We start from the raw sequence: 18,430 nt of genomic DNA on the forward strand, positions 1-18,430 counted from the left end.
CGGCTTGGCGCCGCCCGACCCGTCGCTAGTCCGCATCGACGGCCCGTGGCGCCACCTCGACGTTCACGCCAACGGCATCCGCTTCCACGTCGTGGAGGCCGAGGCGCACACCGACGCCGATGCGGCGGTCGCGCCGTCGTCGCGACCCCTGGTCATCCTGCTGCACGGATTCGGCACCTTCTGGTGGTCCTGGCGCCATCAGCTGCGCGGGCTGGCCGGCGCCCGGGTGGTGGCCGTCGACCTGCGCGGATACGGCGGCAGCGACAAACCGCCGCGCGGCTATGACGGCTGGACGCTGGCCGCGGACACCGCCGGCCTGATCCGGGCGCTCGGGCACACCTCGGCCACCCTGATCGGGCACGCCGACGGCGGCCTGGTCTGCTGGGCCACCTCGGTGCTGCACCCGCGGGTGGTCGACGCCATCGCGGTGGTCGGCTCCCCGCACCCGGCCGCGCTGCGCCGCTGCGCCGCCACCCACCCCGGCCAGGCCCGGGCACTGCTGCCGACCCTGCTGGCCTACCAGTTGCCACGCTGGCCCGAACACCAGCTGACCCGCGACGACGGCGCCGAGATCGAGACGCTGATGCGGGCCCGCGCCGGACCGGCCTGGCAAACCACCGCGGACTTCGTCGAAACCGTCGGCTACCAGCGCCGCGCGGTGCAGATCCCGGGTGCGGCGCACTGCGCGCTGGAATACCAGCGCTGGGCGGTGCGCAGCCAGCTGCAGCCGGAGGGCCGCCGCTTCATGCGGGCGATGGATCAACCACTGGGTGTCCCGTCGCTGCACCTGCGCGGCGCGCAGGATCCCTACGTGCTGGCCGACGCGGTGGCGGAGAGCCGGCGCTGGGCGCGCGACGGCCGGTTCGTGACGCTGGCCGCCGCCGGGCATTTCACCCACGAGGAGTCCCCCGACGAGGTCAACGACCTGCTGGCCGAGTTCCTCACCTGGTCGCGCTGAACTCAACTGACGCAGGATCCCGTCGGGACCCGGGTGCTGTTGCCCACCTTGTCGCGCTGGCGCTGGACCTCGTTGGCGGTCAACACGAAGCCGGTGTCGTCGTCGTCGACGGCGGCGCCGAACACCACGCCCAGCACCTTGCCGTTGCGGTCGATCAGCGGGCCACCGGAGTTACCCTGCCGCACGGTTCCGCGGATGGTGTAGACCTCGCGGTTGAGCTTGGTGGTCTGGTAGATGTCCGGGCCGTTGAGCTCGATGACCTCCCTGATCCGCGCCGGGGTCGCCTGGAACTCGCCGCCGCCCGGGTAGCCCAGGACGATGGCGTCCGAACCCGGCTTGGCCCGCTCGTCGTTGAACTCCAGCGGCGGGGCCGTCAGGTCCGGCACGGCCAGGATCGAGATGTCCTCGTTGGGGTCATAGGAGACGACGGTCGCGTCGTACTTCTGGCCGTTGGACTCCACGGTGACGCTGTCGGAACCGGCCACCACGTGCGCGTTCGACATCACCCGGTTGGGCCCGAACACGAACCCGGTGCCTTCGAGCACCTTCTGGCAGCCCGGTGACACGCCGCGGATCTTGACCACCGACGGCGAGACCACACCCACCACCAGCTCATTGGCCAGCGCCGGGTCCGGCGGGTCCACCTCGGCGATCGGGGTCCGGCCGAAGGGCTCCAGCACGTCGGGCATCCCGGAGGTGTCCCACAGCGCCGACAGCCGCTTGGGCACCCCGCGCAACCACTCCGGGGCCAGCTTGTCGACCTGGGTCAGCACCTTGGACCCGCGCACCGCGGCCGCCAGATTCGGCTGACCCGACGACGTCAGTGGAGTGGCCAGCAACCAGGTCGCGGCCAGCACCAGGACCAGCTGCACGGCCACGCCGACGGTCGAGTCGATGACCCGCAGACCGCGGTTGCGGATCGCCCCGCGCACCGCGCGGCCCAGCACGACACCGGCGATCTCGCCGACCACCACCAGCGCCAACACCAGGAACAGGGTGGCGAACAGTTTCATCCGGGCGCCGTCGATGTGGTTGACCAGGTGCGGTGCCAGCAGCACGCCGGCGACGGCGCCGAGCACCACGCCGACCAGCGACATCACCGATCCCAGCGCTCCGGACCGCCATCCGGAGACCGCGGCGACGAAGCCCACCGCAACGATCGCGATGTCCAACCACTGCGATGACGTCATCGGCTTATGTCCTCTCCACCGACAAGTGCCAGCGCATCGTCGAGTTCCATGACCCGTTTACTGTCCCAGGGGGCCGCCCAGCCGGCGACGTCGAGCAGCGCCGAGATGACCTGGCCGGTGAAGCCCCAGACCAGCATCTGGTTGAGCAGGAACGCCGGGCCCGCGTAGCGGCGGGTATTCGCCGAACGGTAGACCATGATCCTGTTGTCCGGGTTGATGAACGCCCGCAGGGGTACCCGGGACACCAGGGCGGTCTCGGCCGGATCGACCACCTCGACCGGGCCCGGGTCGGCCGAATAGGCCAGCACCGGCACGACGTGGAAGCCCGACGGCGGGATGAACATCTTGTCGAGCGTGGCCAGCGGATTGAGCCGGCCGGGGTCCAGGCCGGTCTCCTCGGTGGCCTCGCGCAGCGCGGTGGCGATCGGGCCGGCGTCACCGGGATCCGACGCCCCGCCCGGGAATGCGGCCTGGCCGGCGTGATGGCGCAGGGTGCCGGCCCGCACGGTGACCAGCAGGTCGGCGTCGGCCGGCGGGGTGCCGTCGGCGCCGCCGTCGGGGGACCCGGAGAACAGGACCAGCACGGCGGCGTCGCGTTTGTCGCCGGTGAGGGCGGCCGCGGCGCTGGCCGCGGTGATCGCGGCGAGCACCGAGCGCGGTACCCGGTTGCGGTAGGCGCCGCGGATCTCGGTGGCGTTCTCCACCAGGGGACGCAGCCAGGCCGGGCTGGCCTCGGGAGTGGGCAGCAACGCGGGGCTGTTCACCACACTCCTTCCACCTGGTTGCACGACGGTTTGCCGGTGCCCGACGGGTTCATCGCAGCGCGGCGGCGACCGCGTCGGCGATCTGCGCGGCCGAGTCGAACTCGCGGGGCAGGACCTGAGCAACGCTACCGTCTGAACGCAGTACGACGGTTGCTGGCATCACGTTGGGAACGCCCAGCGCCCCGGCGATGCGACGGTCGGGATCTTGCAGGGTGGGCAGCGCCACCCCCAGGTCGGCCAGCCGGGCCAGCCCGGTCGCCTCGGCGGGGTCCTGGTGCACGGTCACCACGGTGACCGCGGGCCCGGCGTCGCGCTGGTACTGCGCCAGGGCCGGCAGTTCACGGGCGCACGGTGCGCACCAGTAGGCCCACAGGTTCAGCACCACCGGGGTGCCGACCGCCAGCGCCCGCTCGACGGCGACGGTGCTGCCGTCGTCCGCGCACCCCACGCTGATCCCGTGCAGCGCGGGGATGTCGCCGGTGCCCGCCGGGCAGGGCGGCAGCGCGGCGTGCTCGCGGGCGGCGGCCAGCGCGGCGGGGTCCGGCGCGACGTCGCCGGGGCCCGTCAGGGCGGTCGGCTGCCGCAGCTGCAGGGCCAGCGCGACGACCAGCGCCGCCACCACGGCCAGCCCGGCCAGGGTCCAGCGTCCGGCGACGGTCATCGGGCTACAGTCCGGCCAGCGCGAGCAGGTGTTCGGTCTCCGGGCCGCGGACCAGGGCCGCGGCCGTCGGCGGGTCGGTCGGCCCGATTCCGTACGACGGGCAGTCACGGGCGAGCACGCACACCCCGCAGGCCGGTTTGCGGGCGTGGCAGACCCGGCGGCCGTGGAAGATGACCCGGTGGCTGAGCAGAGTCCACTCCTTGCGTTCGATGAGTTCCCCGACGGCCTTCTCGACCTTGACCGGGTCCTCCTCGGCGGTCCACTGCCAGCGCCGGACCAGCCGGCCGAAATGGGTGTCGACGGTGATGCCCGGGATCCCGAAGGCGTTGCCCAGCACCACGTTCGCGGTCTTGCGGCCAATGCCGGGCAGGGTGACCAGCTCGTCGAGGGTCCGCGGCACCTCTCCGTCGAAACGTTCGGTGAGCTCGCGGCCCAGCCCGATCAGCGACGTCGCCTTGTTCCGGTAGAAGCCGGTGGGCCGGATCAGCTCCTCCAACTCGGTGCGGTTGGCGCCGGCGTAGTCGGCGGCCGTGCGGTAGCGGGTGAACAGCGCCGGGGTGGTGAGGTTGACCCGCTTGTCGGTGCTCTGCGCGCTCAGGATGGTGGCGACCGTCAGCTCCAGCGGGTTGGTGAAGTCCAGTTCGCAGTACACGTGCGGGAACGCCACGGCCAGCGTGCGGTTCATCCGCCGGGCCCGCCGGACGAGCCCGAGATGGGTTTCCGGCTTGCCTCTGCTCACCCGATCAAGGTTAAGCGACTCGGGCGCGTCGGGATCCCGGTGCCGGGCAACCCGCGCGGAAGACACGGCGCGCCGCTTTGCGACCGACCGGGTGACAAAACGTGACCGTCCTGAGATTTTCGGGCGGTTAACTCCCATGGGTGTCCTGGTTGCTCGCCACTCTGGTTCCCAGCATGCTGATGCTCGGAACCTTCGGGCTGGATCGCGTCGAGTCCCTGTTGGGCAAGACCGACAACCGCGACCTGGCACTGATGGAGCTGATTGAAAAGACCCGGCCGCGCGCCCTCGGCGCCGGACCGGGCACCAGCTCCGGGCACCGCGGCTATCCGATGGCCAGCGTGCTCGACGGCGAACCGGGTTTGCCGACGCGGGTATTCCGGCCGTCGGTGGTCAATCCGCAGTTTCAGCCATCCCGCCGCGTCGACGGTGTGTAGCCTCTGGCACCAAGTGGCCGGGCACAATATGTAGGCGCGCGATGTGACGGCGTTTACACTGGCCAACGCTGGCCTTGCCGATCACGTTCGGTCTGCGAGCACCTCACCATCCGCTGATATCTAAGGGGCACTGTGGACGAGATCCTGGCCAGGGCCGGAATCTTCCAAGGAGTCGATCCGACGGCCGTCGCCGCGCTGACCAAGCAGCTGCAACCCGTCGATTTCCCGCGAGGACACACCATCTTCGCCGAGGGTGAGCCCGGGGACCGGCTCTACATCATCACCGCAGGCAAGGTGAAGCTGGGCCGCAAGTCGCCCGACGGCCGGGAGAACCTGCTGACCGTCATGGGCCCGTCGGACATGTTCGGTGAGCTGTCGATCTTCGACCCGGGTCCGCGGACCTCCAGCGCGACGACGATCACCGAGGTGCGCGCGGTGTCGATGGACCGCGAGGCGCTCAAGGGCTGGATCCAGGATCGCCCGGAGATCGCCGAGCAGCTGCTGCGGGTGCTGGCCCGACGGCTGCGCCGCACCAACAACAACCTCGCCGACCTGATCTTCACCGACGTCCCGGGCCGGGTGGCCAAGCAGTTGCTGCAGCTGGCTCAGCGGTTCGGCACCCAGGAGGGCGGCGCGCTGCGCGTCACCCACGACCTGACCCAGGAAGAGATCGCCCAGCTGGTCGGGGCGTCGCGGGAGACGGTCAACAAGGCGCTGGCCGATTTCGCCCACCGCGGCTGGATCCGCCTGGAGGGCAAGAGCGTGCTGATCAGCGACTCCGAGCGCCTCGCAAGACGGGCCCGTTAACTGCGCAGGTAGTCCAGCTGCGCCTTGACCGAGCTCTCGGCGACCGGCCAAAGCTTCTCGTCGACGTCGACGTAGACGTGTTCGACCACCTCGCGAACACCCGCGTCCTCGCCGAGGACGACCAGCGCGTCGTGGATCTGCTGCAGCCGCTGCTCCCGGTGTTCCAGGTACTCCTCGGCGACGGCGACGACGTCGGGCAACTCCGGCCCGTGCCCGGGCAGCACCGGCCGCGGCCCCAGGCCCCGCAACCGGTGCAGGGAATCCAGGTAGTGGGCGAGGCTGCCGTCCTCGGAGTCGATGACGGTGGTGCCGCGGCCGAGCACGGTGTCGGCGGTCAGTACCGCGCCCGGTTCCCCGCGCGGGTCGTCGAGCAGGAACGACACCGAGTCGGCGGTGTGTCCGGGAGTGGCGAGCACGGTGATCCGGACACCGGCCGCGTCGATGACCTCACCGTCGGTCAGCGGGCCGCCGAGCCCGCGTTGGAAGCCGCTGCCCACCGATCGCACCACCGCGCCGGTGGCGGCGACGACGGTGTCGATCCCGTCGGTGTGATCCCCGTGCCGGTGGCTGATCAGCACCAGTGAAATCCGGCCGAGCGCGGCGAGTGCGGCCAGGTGTTCGGCGTCGTCGGGACCGGGGTCGACGACCACCATCTCGTCGCTGCCGGGGCCGCGCAGCACCCAGGTGTTGGTGCCGTCGAGGGTCATCATGCCCGGGTTGTCGCACAGCAGCACCGACGCCGTCGCGGTCACCGGCCGCAGCACGCCGTAGGCGGGATGCCGCGGTTGCTCCGAGGACTCGGACATCGGCTATCCGACCGCGACCGTCAGCTCCACCTCGACCGGGGCGTCCAGCGGCAACTCCGACACCCCGACGGCCGAGCGCGCGTGCGAGCCCGCGTCGCCGAAGATCTCGCCGAGCAGCTCCGAGGCACCGTTGATCACCCCGGGCTGTCCGTTGAATCCCGGTGCGGAGGCGACGAAGCCGACGACCTTGACCACGGACACGACGGCGTCGATCCCGACCAGGGCGTCGACGGCGGCCAGCGCGTTAAGCGCGCACTGGCGGGCCAGGCCGGCGGCCTCGGTGGGAGCGATGTCGGCGCCGACCTTGCCGGTGGCGAGCAGGGTCCCGTCGCGCACGGGTAGTTGGCCGGAGGTGAAGACCAGTTCACCGAAGCGTTTGGCGGGCACGTAGGCGGCCAGCGGCGGCACCACCGCGGGCAGTTCGATGCCGAGGTCGGCGAGTCGCTGCGAGTTGGTCACCGCGGGCTCACTTGGGCCGTTTGAGGTAGGCGACGTGCTGTTCGCCGGTGGGGCCGGGCAGCACCGCGACCAGTTCCCAGCCGTCGGCGCCCCACTGGTCGAGGATCTGCTTGGTGGCGTGCGTCAGCAGCGGAATGGTGGCGTATTCCCAGGCGTTCGGTTGGCTCATATGGCCGAGCTTAACCGCGGCCAACACCCGTTGTTTAGGCTGCACACATGGCGCCCACTTCGCATGTCGGTTGGCCGGCTCGGCTCACCGACGCCCGGCTGCACTTCGTCAGCGGCAAGGGCGGTACCGGAAAATCGACTGTAGCGGCCGCCCTGGCGCTCACCCTGGCCGCCGGCGGGCGCAAGGTGCTGCTGGTGGAAGTCGAAGGGCGCCAAGGGATTGCGCAGCTTTTCGACGTGCCGCCGCTGCCCTACGAAGAGGTGAAGATCGCCACCGCCGACGGCGGCGGGCAGGTCAACGCGCTGGCCCTGGACATCGAGTCGGCGTTCCTGGAATACCTCGACATGTTCTACAACCTGGGCCTGGCCGGGCGGGCGATGCGCCGGATCGGTGCCATCGAGTTCGCCACCACCATCGCCCCGGGCCTGCGTGACGTGCTGATCACCGGCAAGATCAAGGAAGCCGTGCAGCGGGTCGGCAAGGACCGCAAGCCGGTGTACGACGCCATCGTGGTGGATTCGCCGCCGACCGGGCGGATCGGCAAGTTCCTCGACGTCACCAAGGCGGTGTCGGAGCTGGCCAAGGGCGGGCCGGTGCACGGGCAGGCCGAATCGGTGGTGCGGCTGCTGCACTCCGAGGAGACCGCGGTGCACCTGGTGACCCTGTTGGAGGCGCTGCCGCTGCAGGAGACCGTCGAGGCGATCGGCGAGCTGCGGTCGATGGACCTGCCGGTCGGCAGTGTGATCGTCAACCGCAACATCCCGTCGTTCCTGCCGTCGGAGGTGCTCGAGCGCGCCGCCGACGGCGACGTCGACGCCGACACCATCCGGGCCGAGCTGGTCAAGGTCGGCATCCACCTCGACGACGACGAGTTCGCCGGTCTGCTGACCGAGGTCATCGAGCACGCCTCGCTGATCCGGGCGCGCAGCGAAAGCGCGGCCCAGCTCGACGCGATCGACGTGCCCCGGCTGGCGCTGCCGGCCATCAACGACGGGATCGACCTCGGCAGTCTCTACGAACTGGCCGAATGCCTGGCCGAGCAAGGAGTGCGCTGACCATGACCGGAACTCGACCGGCCCTCGATATGGCGGCCATCCTGGGCGATCGCACCAACCGGGTGGTGGTGTGCTGCGGCGCCGGCGGCGTCGGTAAGACGACGACGGCCGCCGCGATGGCGGTGCGCGCCGCCGAATACGGGCGCAATGTGGTGGTGCTGACCATCGACCCGGCCCGGCGGCTGGCGCAGGCGCTCGGCATCGAGGACCTGGGCAACAACCCGCAGCGGGTGCCGCTGGAGGAGGGGGTGTCCGGCGAGCTGTACGCGATGATGCTCGACATGCGCCGCACCTTCGACGAGATGGTGCTGGAGTTCTCCGACCCGGAGCGCGCCGACGCGATTCTGAACAACCAGTTCTACCAAACCGTGGCGACCTCGCTGGCCGGCACGCAGGAGTACATGGCGATGGAGAAACTGGGCCAGCTGCTGGCCCAGGACCGCTGGGACCTGGTGGTGGTGGACACCCCGCCGTCGCGCAACGCGCTGGACTTCCTGGACGCCCCGAAACGGCTCGGCAGCTTCATGGACGGTCGGTTATGGAAGCTGCTGTTGGCGCCAGGCCGCGGTATCGGCCGGCTGGTCACCGGCGCGGTGGGTCTGGCGATGAAGGCCCTGTCTACCGTGCTGGGCTCCCAGATGCTCTCCGATGCTTCGGAATTCGTGCAGTCCCTGGATGCCACCTTCGGCGGTTTCCGGGCCCGCGCGGATCGCACCTACGAACTGCTGCGTCGGCGCGGCACCCAGTTCGTCGTGGTGTCTGCGGCCGAACCGGATGCGCTGCGTGAGGCGTCGTTCTTCGTCGACCGGCTGTCCGGGGAGTCGATGCCGCTGGCCGGGCTGATCCTCAACCGGACCCATCCCACCCTGTGCGACCTGACGGTCGAGCGGGCCACCGACGGTGCCGAGGACCTGGAGCGCGAGGACCCGTCGTCGCTGGCGGCCGGGGTGCTGCGGGTGCACTCCGATCGCGCGCTGACCGCCAAGCGGGAGGTGCGGTTGCTGTCTCGGTTCACCGGCGCGAACCCGCACGTGGCGATCGCCGGGGTGCCGTCGTTGCCGTTCGACGTGTCGGATCTCGACGCGCTGCGCGCCATCGCCGATCAGATCACCGGGCCGCTGCCCGGCTGAGAGAGGTCCTACCGGCGCCCGGTCCCGCCGAACGGGGGCCGGAGGGAAAGGACTAGCCGGCAGTGCGGTGCTTGCGCTGGGCGGCGAAGAAGTCGGCCCAGGAGACGACGTCGGGGTGCTGCTTGAGCAGGGCGCGGCGCTGCCGTTCGGTCATGCCGCCCCACACGCCGAACTCGACGCGGTTGTCCAGCGCGTCGGCGCCGCACTCGCTGATCACCGGGCAATGTCGGCAGATCACCGCGGCCTTGCGCTGCGCGGCACCGCGGACAAACAGCTCGTCGGGATCGGCCCCCCGGCATCTGGCCTGCGATACCCAGGCGATTCGGGCTTCGGCCTCGGCGCCCTGCAGGACGCCACCGACGGCCGAAGTACTGGTCCTACGCGCTGCGGGCCGGCTACCTGACACCAGCGATCCCCTATCGCTCGGGCCGCCCTGCGGCGGCGCAACACCTCTGCGTGCAGATCGTTGTTCAACCGAAGCTGCGATCTACGCCACACTGCGTATACGTGTGTTACGTATGTCGCATTGTGTGTTTAAAGTAGGACTTGAGGGCCGCCGAGCGCAACACCGGGTTTTGCCCTTTTTTGGGACGGACGTTCCGACCTGCCGAGACGCCGCATTCCCGGCTGAAATTGCCCTACCACCTGACCGCCGCTAGGCGCCGTTACGCTGTAGCCATGTCGGAGCGACCGCCGCTGGCCGTGAGTCTCGTGAAGATGGCCTGGTGCTGTCTACTGGCCAGCGTTCTGGTCGCTGCGCTGCTGTTTCCGTTCGCCGGCGGATTCGGGCTGGCCTCCAACCAGGCCACCGACGTCGTCGCCAACGGTTCGGCCCAGCTCCTCGAAGGCGACGCCCCCGCCGTCACCACCATGTACGACGCCAAGGGCAACCCGATCGCCTGGCTGTACTCGCAGCGTCGCTTCGAGGTGACCAGCGACCAGATCGCCGACACCATGAAGCGGGCCATCATCTCGATCGAGGACAAACGCTTCGGCGACCACAACGGGGTGGACTGGAAGGGCACGCTGACCGGGCTGGCGGGCTACGCCTCCGGCGACAACGACACCCGCGGCGGCTCCACCATCGAGCAGCAGTACGTGAAGAACTACCAGCTGCTGGTCGTCGCGCAGACCGACGCCGAGCGCCGAGCCGCCGTCGAGACCACCCCGGCGCGCAAGATGCGTGAGATCCGGATGGCACTGACGCTGGACAAGACGTTCACCAAGTCCCAGATCCTGACCCGATACCTGAACCTGGTGTCCTTCGGCAATGGCTCCTACGGCATTCAGGACGCCGCGCAGACCTACTTCGGGAAGAACGCCTCGGACCTGAACTGGCAGGAGTCCGCGCTGCTGGCCGGCATGGTCCAGTCGACCACCACGCTGGATCCCTACACCAACCCCGAGGGCGCCCTGGCCCGGCGAAATCTGGTGCTCGACACCATGATCGCCAACTATCCCGAACACGCCGCCGAACTGCGCGCGGCGAAGGGCGAGCCGCTGGGCATCTTGGCGCAGCCCCGGGAGTTGCCGCGCGGCTGCATCGCCGCCGGTGACCGGGCGTTTTTCTGCGACTACGTGCAGGAGTACCTGGCGCGCGCGGGGATCAGCAAGGAGCAGGTGGCCAAGGGCGGCTACCGCATCGACACCACGCTCGACCCCGACATCCAGGCCACCGTCAAGGGTGCGGTCGACTCGATCGCCGCGCCGGACCTGAACGGTGTCGCCAGCGTGATGAACGTGATCAAACCGGGCAAGGACTCCCACCCGGTGCTGGCGATGGTGTCCAACCGCACCTACGGGCTCGACGGCGCCGCCGGCCAGACCATGCAGCCGCAGCCGTTCTCCCTCGTCGGCGACGGCGCCGGATCGATCTTCAAGGTGTTCACCGTCGCGGCGGCCCTGGAGATGGGCATGGGCATCGACTTCAAGCTCGACGTGCCCAACCGATTCGACGCCAAGGGGCTGGGCAGCGGCGGCATCAAGGGCTGCCCGAAGGACACCTGGTGCGTGCAGAACTCCGGCGGCTCGTCGTACCGGTCGCCGCTGAGCGTCACCGACGCGCTGGCCACCTCGCCCAACACCGCGTTCGCCAAGCTGATCTCCCAGATCGGCGTGCCGCGGGTGGTCGACATGGCCGTCAAGCTGGGGCTGCGGTCCTACAACGATCCCGGCACCGCGCGCGCCTACGATCCCGAGAGCGCCGAGAGCCTGTCGGAGTTCATCAAGCGCCAGAACATCGGGTCGTTCACCCTCGGCCCGTTCGAGGTGAACCCGCTGGAGCTGTCCAATGTGGCGGCGACCCTGGCCTCCGGTGGCACCTGGTGCCCGCCGAACCCCATCAACCAGGTCTTCGACCGGCACGGCAAGAAGGTGGCCGTCACGACGGCGACGTGCGAGCAGGTCGTCCCCGAGGGGCTGGCCAACACGCTGGCCAACGCGCTGAGCAAGGACCATTCGCCCGGCGGCACGGCCGCCGGTGCCGCGGGCGCGGCCGGCTGGGACCTGCCGATGTCGGGGAAGACGGGGACCACCGAGGCGCACCGCTCGTCGGGCTTCCTGGGGTTCACCAACACCATCGCCGGCGCCAACTACATCTACGACGACTCCACCGACCCGGGTGAGCTGTGCTCGTTCCCGCTGCGTCAGTGCGGCGACGGAAACCTGTTCGGCGGCAACGAGCCCGCGCGCACCTGGTTCACCGCGATGAAGCCGATCGCCACCCAGTTCGGTGACGTGGCGTTGCCGCCGACCGATCCGCGCTACGTCGAGGGCGGCTCGAACTCCCGGGTGCCCAATGTGGCCGATCTGACCCCCGACCAGGCCCGGGCGCGGCTCAAGGAGGTCGGCTTCCAGGTCGCCGAGCAGCCCCAGTACGTCAACAGCGGCGCGTCCTACGGCACCGTCGTCGGCACCTCACCGGGCGGCCAGACGATCCCCGGGTCGATCATCACCATCCTGCTGTCGAACGGGATCGCGCCGGCGCCCCCGCCTCCGCCGGTCGCCATTGCGCCGTCGATCGATTTGCCGGCGATCGGTTCGACGGTCGTCGAGATCCCGGGTCTGCCGCCGATCACGGTGCCGGTGCTCGGGCCGCCGCCCCCGTAATCCGGGCACCGCAAAGGCGCGCACAGTAGTCTGACGCCATGCGTGTTCTCTCCGCTTTGAAGACGACGGCCGCGGTGACGCTGGGGGCTACCGCAGCCGGCATCGGCTACGCATCGCTGATCGAGCGCAACATGTTCACCCTGCGCGAGGTGACCGTGCCGGTACTGCCGCCGGGGTCGTCGTCGCTGCGGGTGCTGCACCTGTCGGACATTCACATGCGGCCCGGGCAGCGGCTCAAGCAGGCCTGGTTACGCGAACTCGTCGCGCTGGAGCCGGATTTCGTCGTCAACACCGGGGACAACCTGTCGCACCCGCGGGCGGTTCCGGCCGTCGTGCAGGCGCTCGGCGATCTACTCGCGGTGCCCGGGGTGTTCGTGTTCGGCAGCAACGACTACTTCGGCCCGACGCTGAAGAACCCCGCCAAGTACCTGACCGACAAGGACCACCGGGTGCACGGGAATCCGCTGCCGTGGCAGGACCTGCGGGCGGCGTTCACCGAGCGCGGCTGGCTGGACCTGACCCACACCCGTCGGGACATCGAGGTCGGCGGGCTGACCATCGCGGCGGCCGGTGTCGACGATCCGCACATCCAGCGCGACCGCTACGAGACCATCGCCGGGCCGGCCAACCCGGCGGCGGATCTGCGCCTGGGTGTCGTGCACGCGCCGTATACCCGGGTGCTGGACGCGTTCGCCGCCGACGGCTACCAGCTCGTGATGGCCGGGCACACGCACGGCGGTCAGCTCTGCGTGCCGTTCTACGGCGCGGTGGTGACCAACTGCGATCTGGACCGCTCCCGCGCCCGCGGTGCATCGCGGTGGGGTGCTGATATGGCGCTGCATGTCTCGGGCGGGATCGGCACGTCGCCGTTCGCTCCGCTGCGGTTCTGCTGCCGCCCGGAAGCGACGCTGCTGACCCTGACCGCTGCGCCGACCGGTGGGCGCGACGCCGACCGAGGGCACGAGCTCAAACAGCCGACGGCCGTCACTACCGGATAACCGGGGCTATCGCCTCAGCGGCGATCGGCGAGCACCCGCTGCTTGCCGTCGACCACGTTCGCGCGGTCACTGATCTCGTCGGAGGACTCCGCGGTCGCTATGAGCCACAGTGCGGCCATCACGAAGAAGCCACCGTAGAGGCCGGCACCCAATGCGGTCATGGTCGGCGATCCTTTCCCTGGTCCGGAAACTCGACGAGCGGCCCGTAGGTCCACCACAAGTTTTTCGCTCCGTGTGGGTTTAACCGTCTCGACACTCCCCGTTCATCCCGAATCGTTATGTGATTGCCAACGAGTCCCCAGGTCGGTGTGGGCGGAGTCACCGGCGCCGGGCCGTTTGGCTTCCCGGCACCCCCGTGCGATAGGCTGTCGACGCTTCACACGGGGTGTGGCGCAGCTTGGTAGCGCGCTTCGTTCGGGACGAAGAGGTCGTGGGTTCGAATCCCGCCACCCCGACTGGTGTGTTCGCAGGTAGAGGCCCTGACCGGGAATTCTGGTCGGGGCCTTCTTACTTCCCAGTCCGCAGCTGGTCCGCAGTGGATTCCAAAGACCGCATCCGCGCCGCATCTAGTGCAACCGAAACCTGCTCCAGGTCGTCCGGGAACAAGTCTGCATAGGTGTCCAGGGTCAGGACTGCGGACGCGTGCCCGAGCATCGTCTGGACGGCCTTGACGTTGGCCCCCGCGCTGATCGACAGCGACGCCGCCGTGTGGCGAAGGTCGTGCGGTGTCACGGTGGGGTACGCCGGGTCTGCTGCCTGGAGACGTTGGACGGCCACGTTGAAGACCCGCGGCCGCCACGTCGACACTCGCAGCAGTGCTCCTCCTGGCGATGTGAACACCAAGTCCTCACGCCGCTTACCCATCATGAGCACGGCCAGCGGCTCGGCCAGGAACGCCGGGAACGGCACCGAGCGACGTTCGTGGGATTTCGGCGACGACCACACCACACGTCCCTTCACCTCGGCGACCGCCTCACGGATATTCACCCTGCGACGCAGCATGTCGAATGACTCCACCCGCAGCGCTGCCATCTCGCCCCAGCGCAACCCGGTGTAGGCCAGAAATCGAACAACGATGGCGTACTCGCCGACCTCGCGGGCCAGAAGTTCCACCTGCCGGTGCGTCAGGTAGCCCCGTGCTCGGTGCTGTCGTCGCGGCGACTTCACTCCCATACACGGATTGCGGGGGATCCGTCGATCGTCGACGGCCATCTCCAGAATCTGTCTCAGGACGCTAAGCGCATTCTCGATGGTGGCCGGTTTGGCTCCACCCGCCGCCAATTGCTGCACCCACGCCCTGATATCCGACGATTGCACGTCGGCTACTGCGACCGCGGCCCACCGGCCTTCGACGTAGCCCGACCATGCGAACGCGCGTGTCGCAACCGTCGTCTCCTTCAAATGGCCCTGGGTACCAAGCCACTTGGCGTGCAATTCACGGACGGTAATGCGCCCGGCTTTTGGCGCGACATAGGTTCCTATCGTCTGCGCGGCTGTGATCTCGTTGAGAAAGGCCTGAGCGTCCACCTTGCGGTCGAACGAACGGGTGTTCTCACCGCCTTGATCATCGACATACCGGGCCAACCATCGGCGCCCTTTGCCATTGCGCGCGGCAGGGGTCCCGTCCGATCGACGCCACCTGTCCTCGACGCCGGCGCGGCGGTTTCGTCGCTGCATGTGAGCCACCTCCGTTGGGTGCCAGATTCCCACCGACCACCGACAGCCGACGAAATCGTTCGACTGGAGCCAATTTATAGGCGAAGTTGAGGGTACTGGTGGACAAATGCAGGGCGCCACCACCACCGTTGGATTCGTTGACAGAACCCACTATTGAGGAGCAGCTACATGGATCTACTGAGTGCCAAACAGGTTTCAGACATCATCGGCATTCCCGTTGGAACTCTCCGCTACTGGCGCCACTGCGACATCGGACCGGCCAGTTTCACCTTGGGCCGCCGAGTCGTCTACCGGCGCGACGAAGTGCTGCGATGGATCTCGGAGCAAGAAAGCGCAACCCGGCGCGGAGGCGGAGACGCCGCGTGAACCGCACCCACGAAAAAGACCCCGGGGCCTAGCCGAGGTCTTTGTTCGAACCACCTGATCATCCGACACGGAAGTTCCACATGAGAATAGCTCGTCAACGCAGCCTGCATAAGCACCGTATGCAGGAAATCCTATGAGCGACAACACCGAGACGGACAAGAAGTCGGTAGCCGCACGCTTGGTCAGCATGGCACAGGAACGCTACCTGCTCGGGCTCTCAGAAGAGGGCGAGCCGTTCGGCGCTGACCGCGACCGCCCGCACTTGGTGATGCTGCTCCGCGCCGGCAAGGCCGGTCTACGCGCCGACCTCGCCGCACGGTACTTCGCCGAAACCGGCGCGGTCGCCGGCGGCCAGGCGCTGACTGACGCCACCCTGATCCTCGAAGGTTTGGCTGCCACGAAGCCGCCCGAACGCCTCAACCTCCGCGTCGCTGACGATGACGGCACCATTTACATCGACACCGGACGGCCCGATGGCCAGACGATTCGTATCCGACAGGGCCGGTGGACGCTCACCGAACGGGCACCTGTGCGCTTTCTGCGTACCAAGTTGACCGGGGCGATGCCGCTGCCGGCTCAGGGCGGGAATGTCGAGAAGCTCTGGGATTTCGTCAACGTCGACTTTGAAGACCGACCGGTCCTCCTTGCTGCCCTCGTTGCCGCTCTTGTCCAGACGGACGTCCCCCACCCGATCTTGGCGCTGTTCGCCGAGCAGGGCAGCGCCAAGAGCACAACCACGCGCATGCTGGTCGATCTCATCGACCCGTCACCGGTCCCCCTGCGGCAGGCACCGCGTGACTCCGACTCGTGGGTCACTGCAGCCTCCGGTTCGTGGGTCGTTGCCTTGGACAACCTGTCGACTATCTCGCCGTGGTTGTCGGATTCTCTGTGCCGCGCCGCCACCGGCGACGGCAACATCAAACGGGCGTTGTACACAGACTCCGATCTCGCAGTCATCAAATTTCGGCGGTGCGTCATCATCAACGGCATCGACGTCGGAGCAGTGCGGCCCGACCTCGCGGAGCGACTGGCGACTGTCGACCTGCGACGCATTGATCGCCACATGCGACAACCGGAAGCCACGATGCGACAACAGTGGCGCACGGCTCTACCAGGGATTTTGGGCGGGCTTCTCGATCTGGCCGCCGTCGTCCATCAACGGCTGGAAACCATTTCGGTCGACGTGTCGCCACGGATGGCGGACTTCAGTCGCACGCTGGCGGCCGTTGACGAGATTCTGTCGACCCATGGCTTCCGGCGTTACCTGTCACGCGCCAATCAACTCTCCGAAGACAGCCTGTCCGCCGACCCGTTCATCGAACAGCTACGGCTGCACATCCGGGAACCGCTCGTCGCAAAGTCCGGAGGCGACCTGCTGGCGACAGTCACGCCAACCGGCGACACCTGGCGCAGGCCGAAGGAGTGGCCCCGGAACGGGCGGGATGTCACGGCCGTCCTACGACGGCACGCACCCGCGCTACGGAGTCTGGGTTGGGCGATCGAAGACGATGGCGCTCGAAATCATCGGAATGTCCTGTTGTGGACCGTCTACCCGCCCTACAAAGATGTGTCGGCCAAACAACACTCGCAATCCTCGCGTCCCTCGCGCATTTCGGCTCCGCGGGAGCAGTCGTCCTCTGTTCAAGAGCTGCCCGCGCACCGCCAGACTGTCCCGAAGGGTCATTCAGCCGACGATCTAGACGTCGAGGCGTCGTGACCGCGCTTGTCGGGCTAGCGGCGTCGGCACCATCGGGCAGAATCTGGACCAGGTCCCTCAACGGGAGGAGTGGTCTTCGTGAGCACGCAATTCGACGCGATCGTCCAGGCGGTCATCCACGACTGGCCTGACTACGGGTGGTCAGGCCAGTTGGAGGCGGCCATCAAGCAGCTGTATCTGTCAGATCTTTCTTATCCAGCAACATGGTCCAGCGAACGCCGCGAGGAGTTCGCAGAGCGCCACGCCGGCGACGATGCGCTTCTTCTCACCACCTCGTTGGACGATCTCATCGATACCGTCACAGATCGCTATGCGCGCGATCACGGAGTTCTCCCCCATCGTGACGATGCGACCCTGCTTCTCGAAGCGGCGCGACGAGACGCAATCGACGAACTGGAGCTCCGCTTCGTGGCTGACCTGCCCGCCGAGATCGCCGCGCTGACAACGCACGGTTCGGGTAGGGCGGATGGCTCTCTGACTGCATGCGGGCCTGCACAGCGGCGGCGGGACAGCCGGGCGCGCCGCCGCCGTTCTCGGCGGCGCTGAGCTGTTCAGCTGCGGTACGGATAAACAACTTTGGCGAGATCACGCGTAGCCGTCAGGGTGGCCCGTTCGAGGTCCTTCCGACGTGCGCGCTCTGTGAGACTCACCAGTAACGCGCACAGCGCCCGTTCGTCACGGGAGGCGATGTCTGCGGCGTCGAGCGCGCTGATGGGGACAGAAGCGGGCGAATCCCTAGGAGTCGTGTCGAGATCGGTATCGGAGCCAGCTCGCGGCACCTCGACAACGCGGATAGGCGTTCCGTGGCGCTCGGCAGCCATGCGGGCCGCAGATGAGTCGCGTCGGCACGTGTCTGAGCAGTAGAGCCGGCGGCGTCCGCGACGTGGTCTATCTTCGCGATCCATCATCAGCGCATCGCATCTCACGCACCGCGGCCATTCGGTGTCCGCGCGAGCGTCCCGCCCTGCACCAGCGCGCGCAGCAGGTTGCGCCTTAACAGTTTTCGCAGCCTTGCTGCGCAGCAGCGCACGTATCTCGCGGACATCGACACCGACCAGCTCCGCGACGGCCGCCAACGTCGCGCCGCGCTCTCGCATGTCCTTGATCGACGCACAGGCATCCGCGTAGTAGCGGCTGCGCCTGAGCTGCGCCTCTGCCTCCACCTGTTGACGAGACTGCGCGACGCGACGCGCTTGCCATTCGTCCACATCCTGCAGGCGTCCGATCAACGTACGAACGGCGGTCGCGTCAGCTGTGTTGGCGCGATCCCGTTGTGCTCGTGACTCAATCGCTCGGCAGTGCGCCTCCCACGCGCGACGCCGAGCTTCCAACTTCGATACAGCAGCCATGTCGACAAGCTACGGAGAAACACGAGGATCGGTCCACGACCAG

21 protein-coding genes and 1 tRNA gene are annotated in these 18,430 nt (G+C 68.5%); 11 read left to right on the plus strand and 11 right to left on the minus strand.

Going from position 1 to position 18,430, the window contains the following annotated elements; genetic code table 11:
- Positions 1-4: 4 nt before the first annotated feature.
- On the plus strand, positions 5-958 hold the full coding sequence (locus G6N16_RS00905; RefSeq protein ID WP_083029244.1) for an alpha/beta fold hydrolase: 954 nt from the start codon (positions 5-7) through the stop codon (positions 956-958).
- 2 nt (positions 959-960) lie between these two features.
- Here G6N16_RS00905 and marP read toward each other — a convergent pair whose 3' ends face one another.
- From marP to nth, 4 genes are read right to left on the minus strand one after another with little or no spacing between them, the layout of a single operon-like run.
- Positions 961-2,148, minus strand: coding sequence for an acid resistance serine protease MarP (gene marP, locus G6N16_RS00910; protein ID WP_083029243.1), 1,188 nt, complete (start codon positions 2,146-2,148; stop codon positions 961-963).
- Positions 2,145-2,912, minus strand: a complete 768-nt coding sequence (locus G6N16_RS00915; RefSeq protein WP_407663610.1) for an NUDIX hydrolase — start codon at positions 2,910-2,912, stop codon at positions 2,145-2,147. Before G6N16_RS00915 ends, marP begins: the two co-directional genes overlap by 4 nt.
- Before the next feature lie 49 nt (positions 2,913-2,961).
- Positions 2,962-3,573 (minus strand): TlpA disulfide reductase family protein, encoded by a 612-nt coding sequence (locus G6N16_RS00920; RefSeq protein WP_083029241.1) that lies wholly within the window; start codon positions 3,571-3,573, stop codon positions 2,962-2,964.
- 4 nt (positions 3,574-3,577) lie between these two features.
- Positions 3,578-4,312, minus strand: coding sequence for an endonuclease III (nth, locus tag G6N16_RS00925; protein ID WP_083029240.1), 735 nt, complete (start codon positions 4,310-4,312; stop codon positions 3,578-3,580).
- Between the two features lie 140 nt (positions 4,313-4,452).
- Here nth and G6N16_RS00930 point away from each other — a divergent pair, with 140 nt between their 5' ends.
- Both G6N16_RS00930 and G6N16_RS00935 read left to right on the plus strand, forming a co-directional pair.
- Positions 4,453-4,746, plus strand: coding sequence for a hypothetical protein (locus tag G6N16_RS00930; protein WP_083029239.1), 294 nt, complete (start codon positions 4,453-4,455; stop codon positions 4,744-4,746).
- Between the two features lie 132 nt (positions 4,747-4,878).
- On the plus strand, positions 4,879-5,553 hold the full coding sequence (locus tag G6N16_RS00935) for a Crp/Fnr family transcriptional regulator (RefSeq protein WP_083029238.1): 675 nt from the start codon (positions 4,879-4,881) through the stop codon (positions 5,551-5,553).
- Here the strand turns inward: G6N16_RS00935 and G6N16_RS00940 are convergent.
- From G6N16_RS00940 to G6N16_RS00950, 3 genes are read right to left on the minus strand one after another with little or no spacing between them, the layout of a single operon-like run.
- Complete coding sequence (locus G6N16_RS00940; RefSeq protein WP_083029237.1) at positions 5,550-6,359, minus strand: MBL fold metallo-hydrolase; 810 nt, start codon at positions 6,357-6,359, stop codon at positions 5,550-5,552. The genes G6N16_RS00935 and G6N16_RS00940 overlap by 4 nt on opposite strands.
- A 3-nt stretch (positions 6,360-6,362) precedes the next feature.
- Positions 6,363-6,818, minus strand: coding sequence for a RidA family protein (locus tag G6N16_RS00945; protein ID WP_083029236.1), 456 nt, complete (start codon positions 6,816-6,818; stop codon positions 6,363-6,365).
- A gap of 7 nt (positions 6,819-6,825) precedes the next feature.
- Positions 6,826-6,987, minus strand: coding sequence for a Sp36 family protein (locus G6N16_RS00950; RefSeq protein ID WP_110810711.1), 162 nt, complete (start codon positions 6,985-6,987; stop codon positions 6,826-6,828).
- Between the two features lie 47 nt (positions 6,988-7,034).
- Between G6N16_RS00950 and G6N16_RS00955 the strand changes: the two genes are divergently transcribed.
- Positions 7,035-8,042 (plus strand): ATPase BagA, encoded by a 1,008-nt coding sequence (locus G6N16_RS00955; protein ID WP_083029235.1) that lies wholly within the window; start codon positions 7,035-7,037, stop codon positions 8,040-8,042.
- Between the two features lie 2 nt (positions 8,043-8,044).
- The gene (locus G6N16_RS00960; protein WP_083029234.1) at positions 8,045-9,172 is read left to right on the plus strand and encodes an ATPase BagB; all 1,128 of its coding nucleotides are present in this window, start codon (positions 8,045-8,047) and stop codon (positions 9,170-9,172) included.
- Positions 9,173-9,224: 52 nt separating this feature from the next.
- Here G6N16_RS00960 and G6N16_RS00965 read toward each other — a convergent pair whose 3' ends face one another.
- Complete coding sequence (locus tag G6N16_RS00965) at positions 9,225-9,578, minus strand: WhiB family transcriptional regulator (RefSeq protein WP_083029233.1); 354 nt, start codon at positions 9,576-9,578, stop codon at positions 9,225-9,227.
- A 272-nt stretch (positions 9,579-9,850) separates the two neighbouring features.
- Here G6N16_RS00965 and ponA2 point away from each other — a divergent pair, with 272 nt between their 5' ends.
- Both ponA2 and G6N16_RS00975 read left to right on the plus strand, forming a co-directional pair.
- A complete protein-coding gene (gene ponA2, locus G6N16_RS00970; RefSeq protein ID WP_083029232.1) occupies positions 9,851-12,280 on the plus strand; it encodes a transglycosylase/D,D-transpeptidase PonA2 in 2,430 nt (809 codons plus the stop codon).
- A gap of 38 nt (positions 12,281-12,318) precedes the next feature.
- Complete coding sequence (locus G6N16_RS00975) at positions 12,319-13,278, plus strand: metallophosphoesterase (protein ID WP_083029231.1); 960 nt, start codon at positions 12,319-12,321, stop codon at positions 13,276-13,278.
- Between the two features lie 14 nt (positions 13,279-13,292).
- Here the strand turns inward: G6N16_RS00975 and G6N16_RS00980 are convergent, their stop codons facing one another.
- A complete protein-coding gene (locus G6N16_RS00980) occupies positions 13,293-13,439 on the minus strand; it encodes a hypothetical protein (protein WP_163787717.1) in 147 nt (48 codons plus the stop codon).
- Positions 13,440-13,659: 220 nt separating this feature from the next.
- On the opposite strand from G6N16_RS00980, the gene G6N16_RS00985 reads away from it, so the two are divergent.
- Positions 13,660-13,733, plus strand: a tRNA-Pro gene (locus G6N16_RS00985).
- Positions 13,734-13,785: 52 nt separating this feature from the next.
- On the opposite strand, the gene G6N16_RS00990 is transcribed toward G6N16_RS00985, so the two are convergent.
- Positions 13,786-14,955, minus strand: a complete 1,170-nt coding sequence (locus G6N16_RS00990) for a tyrosine-type recombinase/integrase (protein WP_067992226.1) — start codon at positions 14,953-14,955, stop codon at positions 13,786-13,788.
- 168 nt (positions 14,956-15,123) lie between these two features.
- On the opposite strand from G6N16_RS00990, the gene G6N16_RS00995 reads away from it, so the two are divergent.
- The 3 genes from G6N16_RS00995 to G6N16_RS01005 all read left to right on the plus strand — a co-directional run bounded on the left by G6N16_RS00995 (position 15,124) and on the right by G6N16_RS01005 (position 17,584).
- Complete coding sequence (locus G6N16_RS00995) at positions 15,124-15,321, plus strand: helix-turn-helix transcriptional regulator (RefSeq protein ID WP_062657835.1); 198 nt, start codon at positions 15,124-15,126, stop codon at positions 15,319-15,321.
- 133 nt (positions 15,322-15,454) lie between these two features.
- Positions 15,455-17,038, plus strand: a complete 1,584-nt coding sequence (locus tag G6N16_RS01000; RefSeq protein ID WP_062657834.1) for an AICE element replication initiation protein — start codon at positions 15,455-15,457, stop codon at positions 17,036-17,038.
- 78 nt (positions 17,039-17,116) lie between these two features.
- On the plus strand, positions 17,117-17,584 hold the full coding sequence (locus tag G6N16_RS01005) for a transposase (protein WP_131805338.1): 468 nt from the start codon (positions 17,117-17,119) through the stop codon (positions 17,582-17,584).
- Positions 17,585-17,589: 5 nt separating this feature from the next.
- On the opposite strand, the gene G6N16_RS01010 is transcribed toward G6N16_RS01005, so the two are convergent.
- Positions 17,590-18,387 (minus strand): hypothetical protein, encoded by a 798-nt coding sequence (locus tag G6N16_RS01010; protein WP_133052865.1) that lies wholly within the window; start codon positions 18,385-18,387, stop codon positions 17,590-17,592.
- Between the last annotated feature and the right edge of the window lie 43 nt (positions 18,388-18,430).

This window comes from Mycolicibacterium insubricum, assembly GCF_010731615.1.
Lineage (GTDB): Bacteria > Actinomycetota > Actinomycetes > Mycobacteriales > Mycobacteriaceae > Mycobacterium > Mycobacterium insubricum.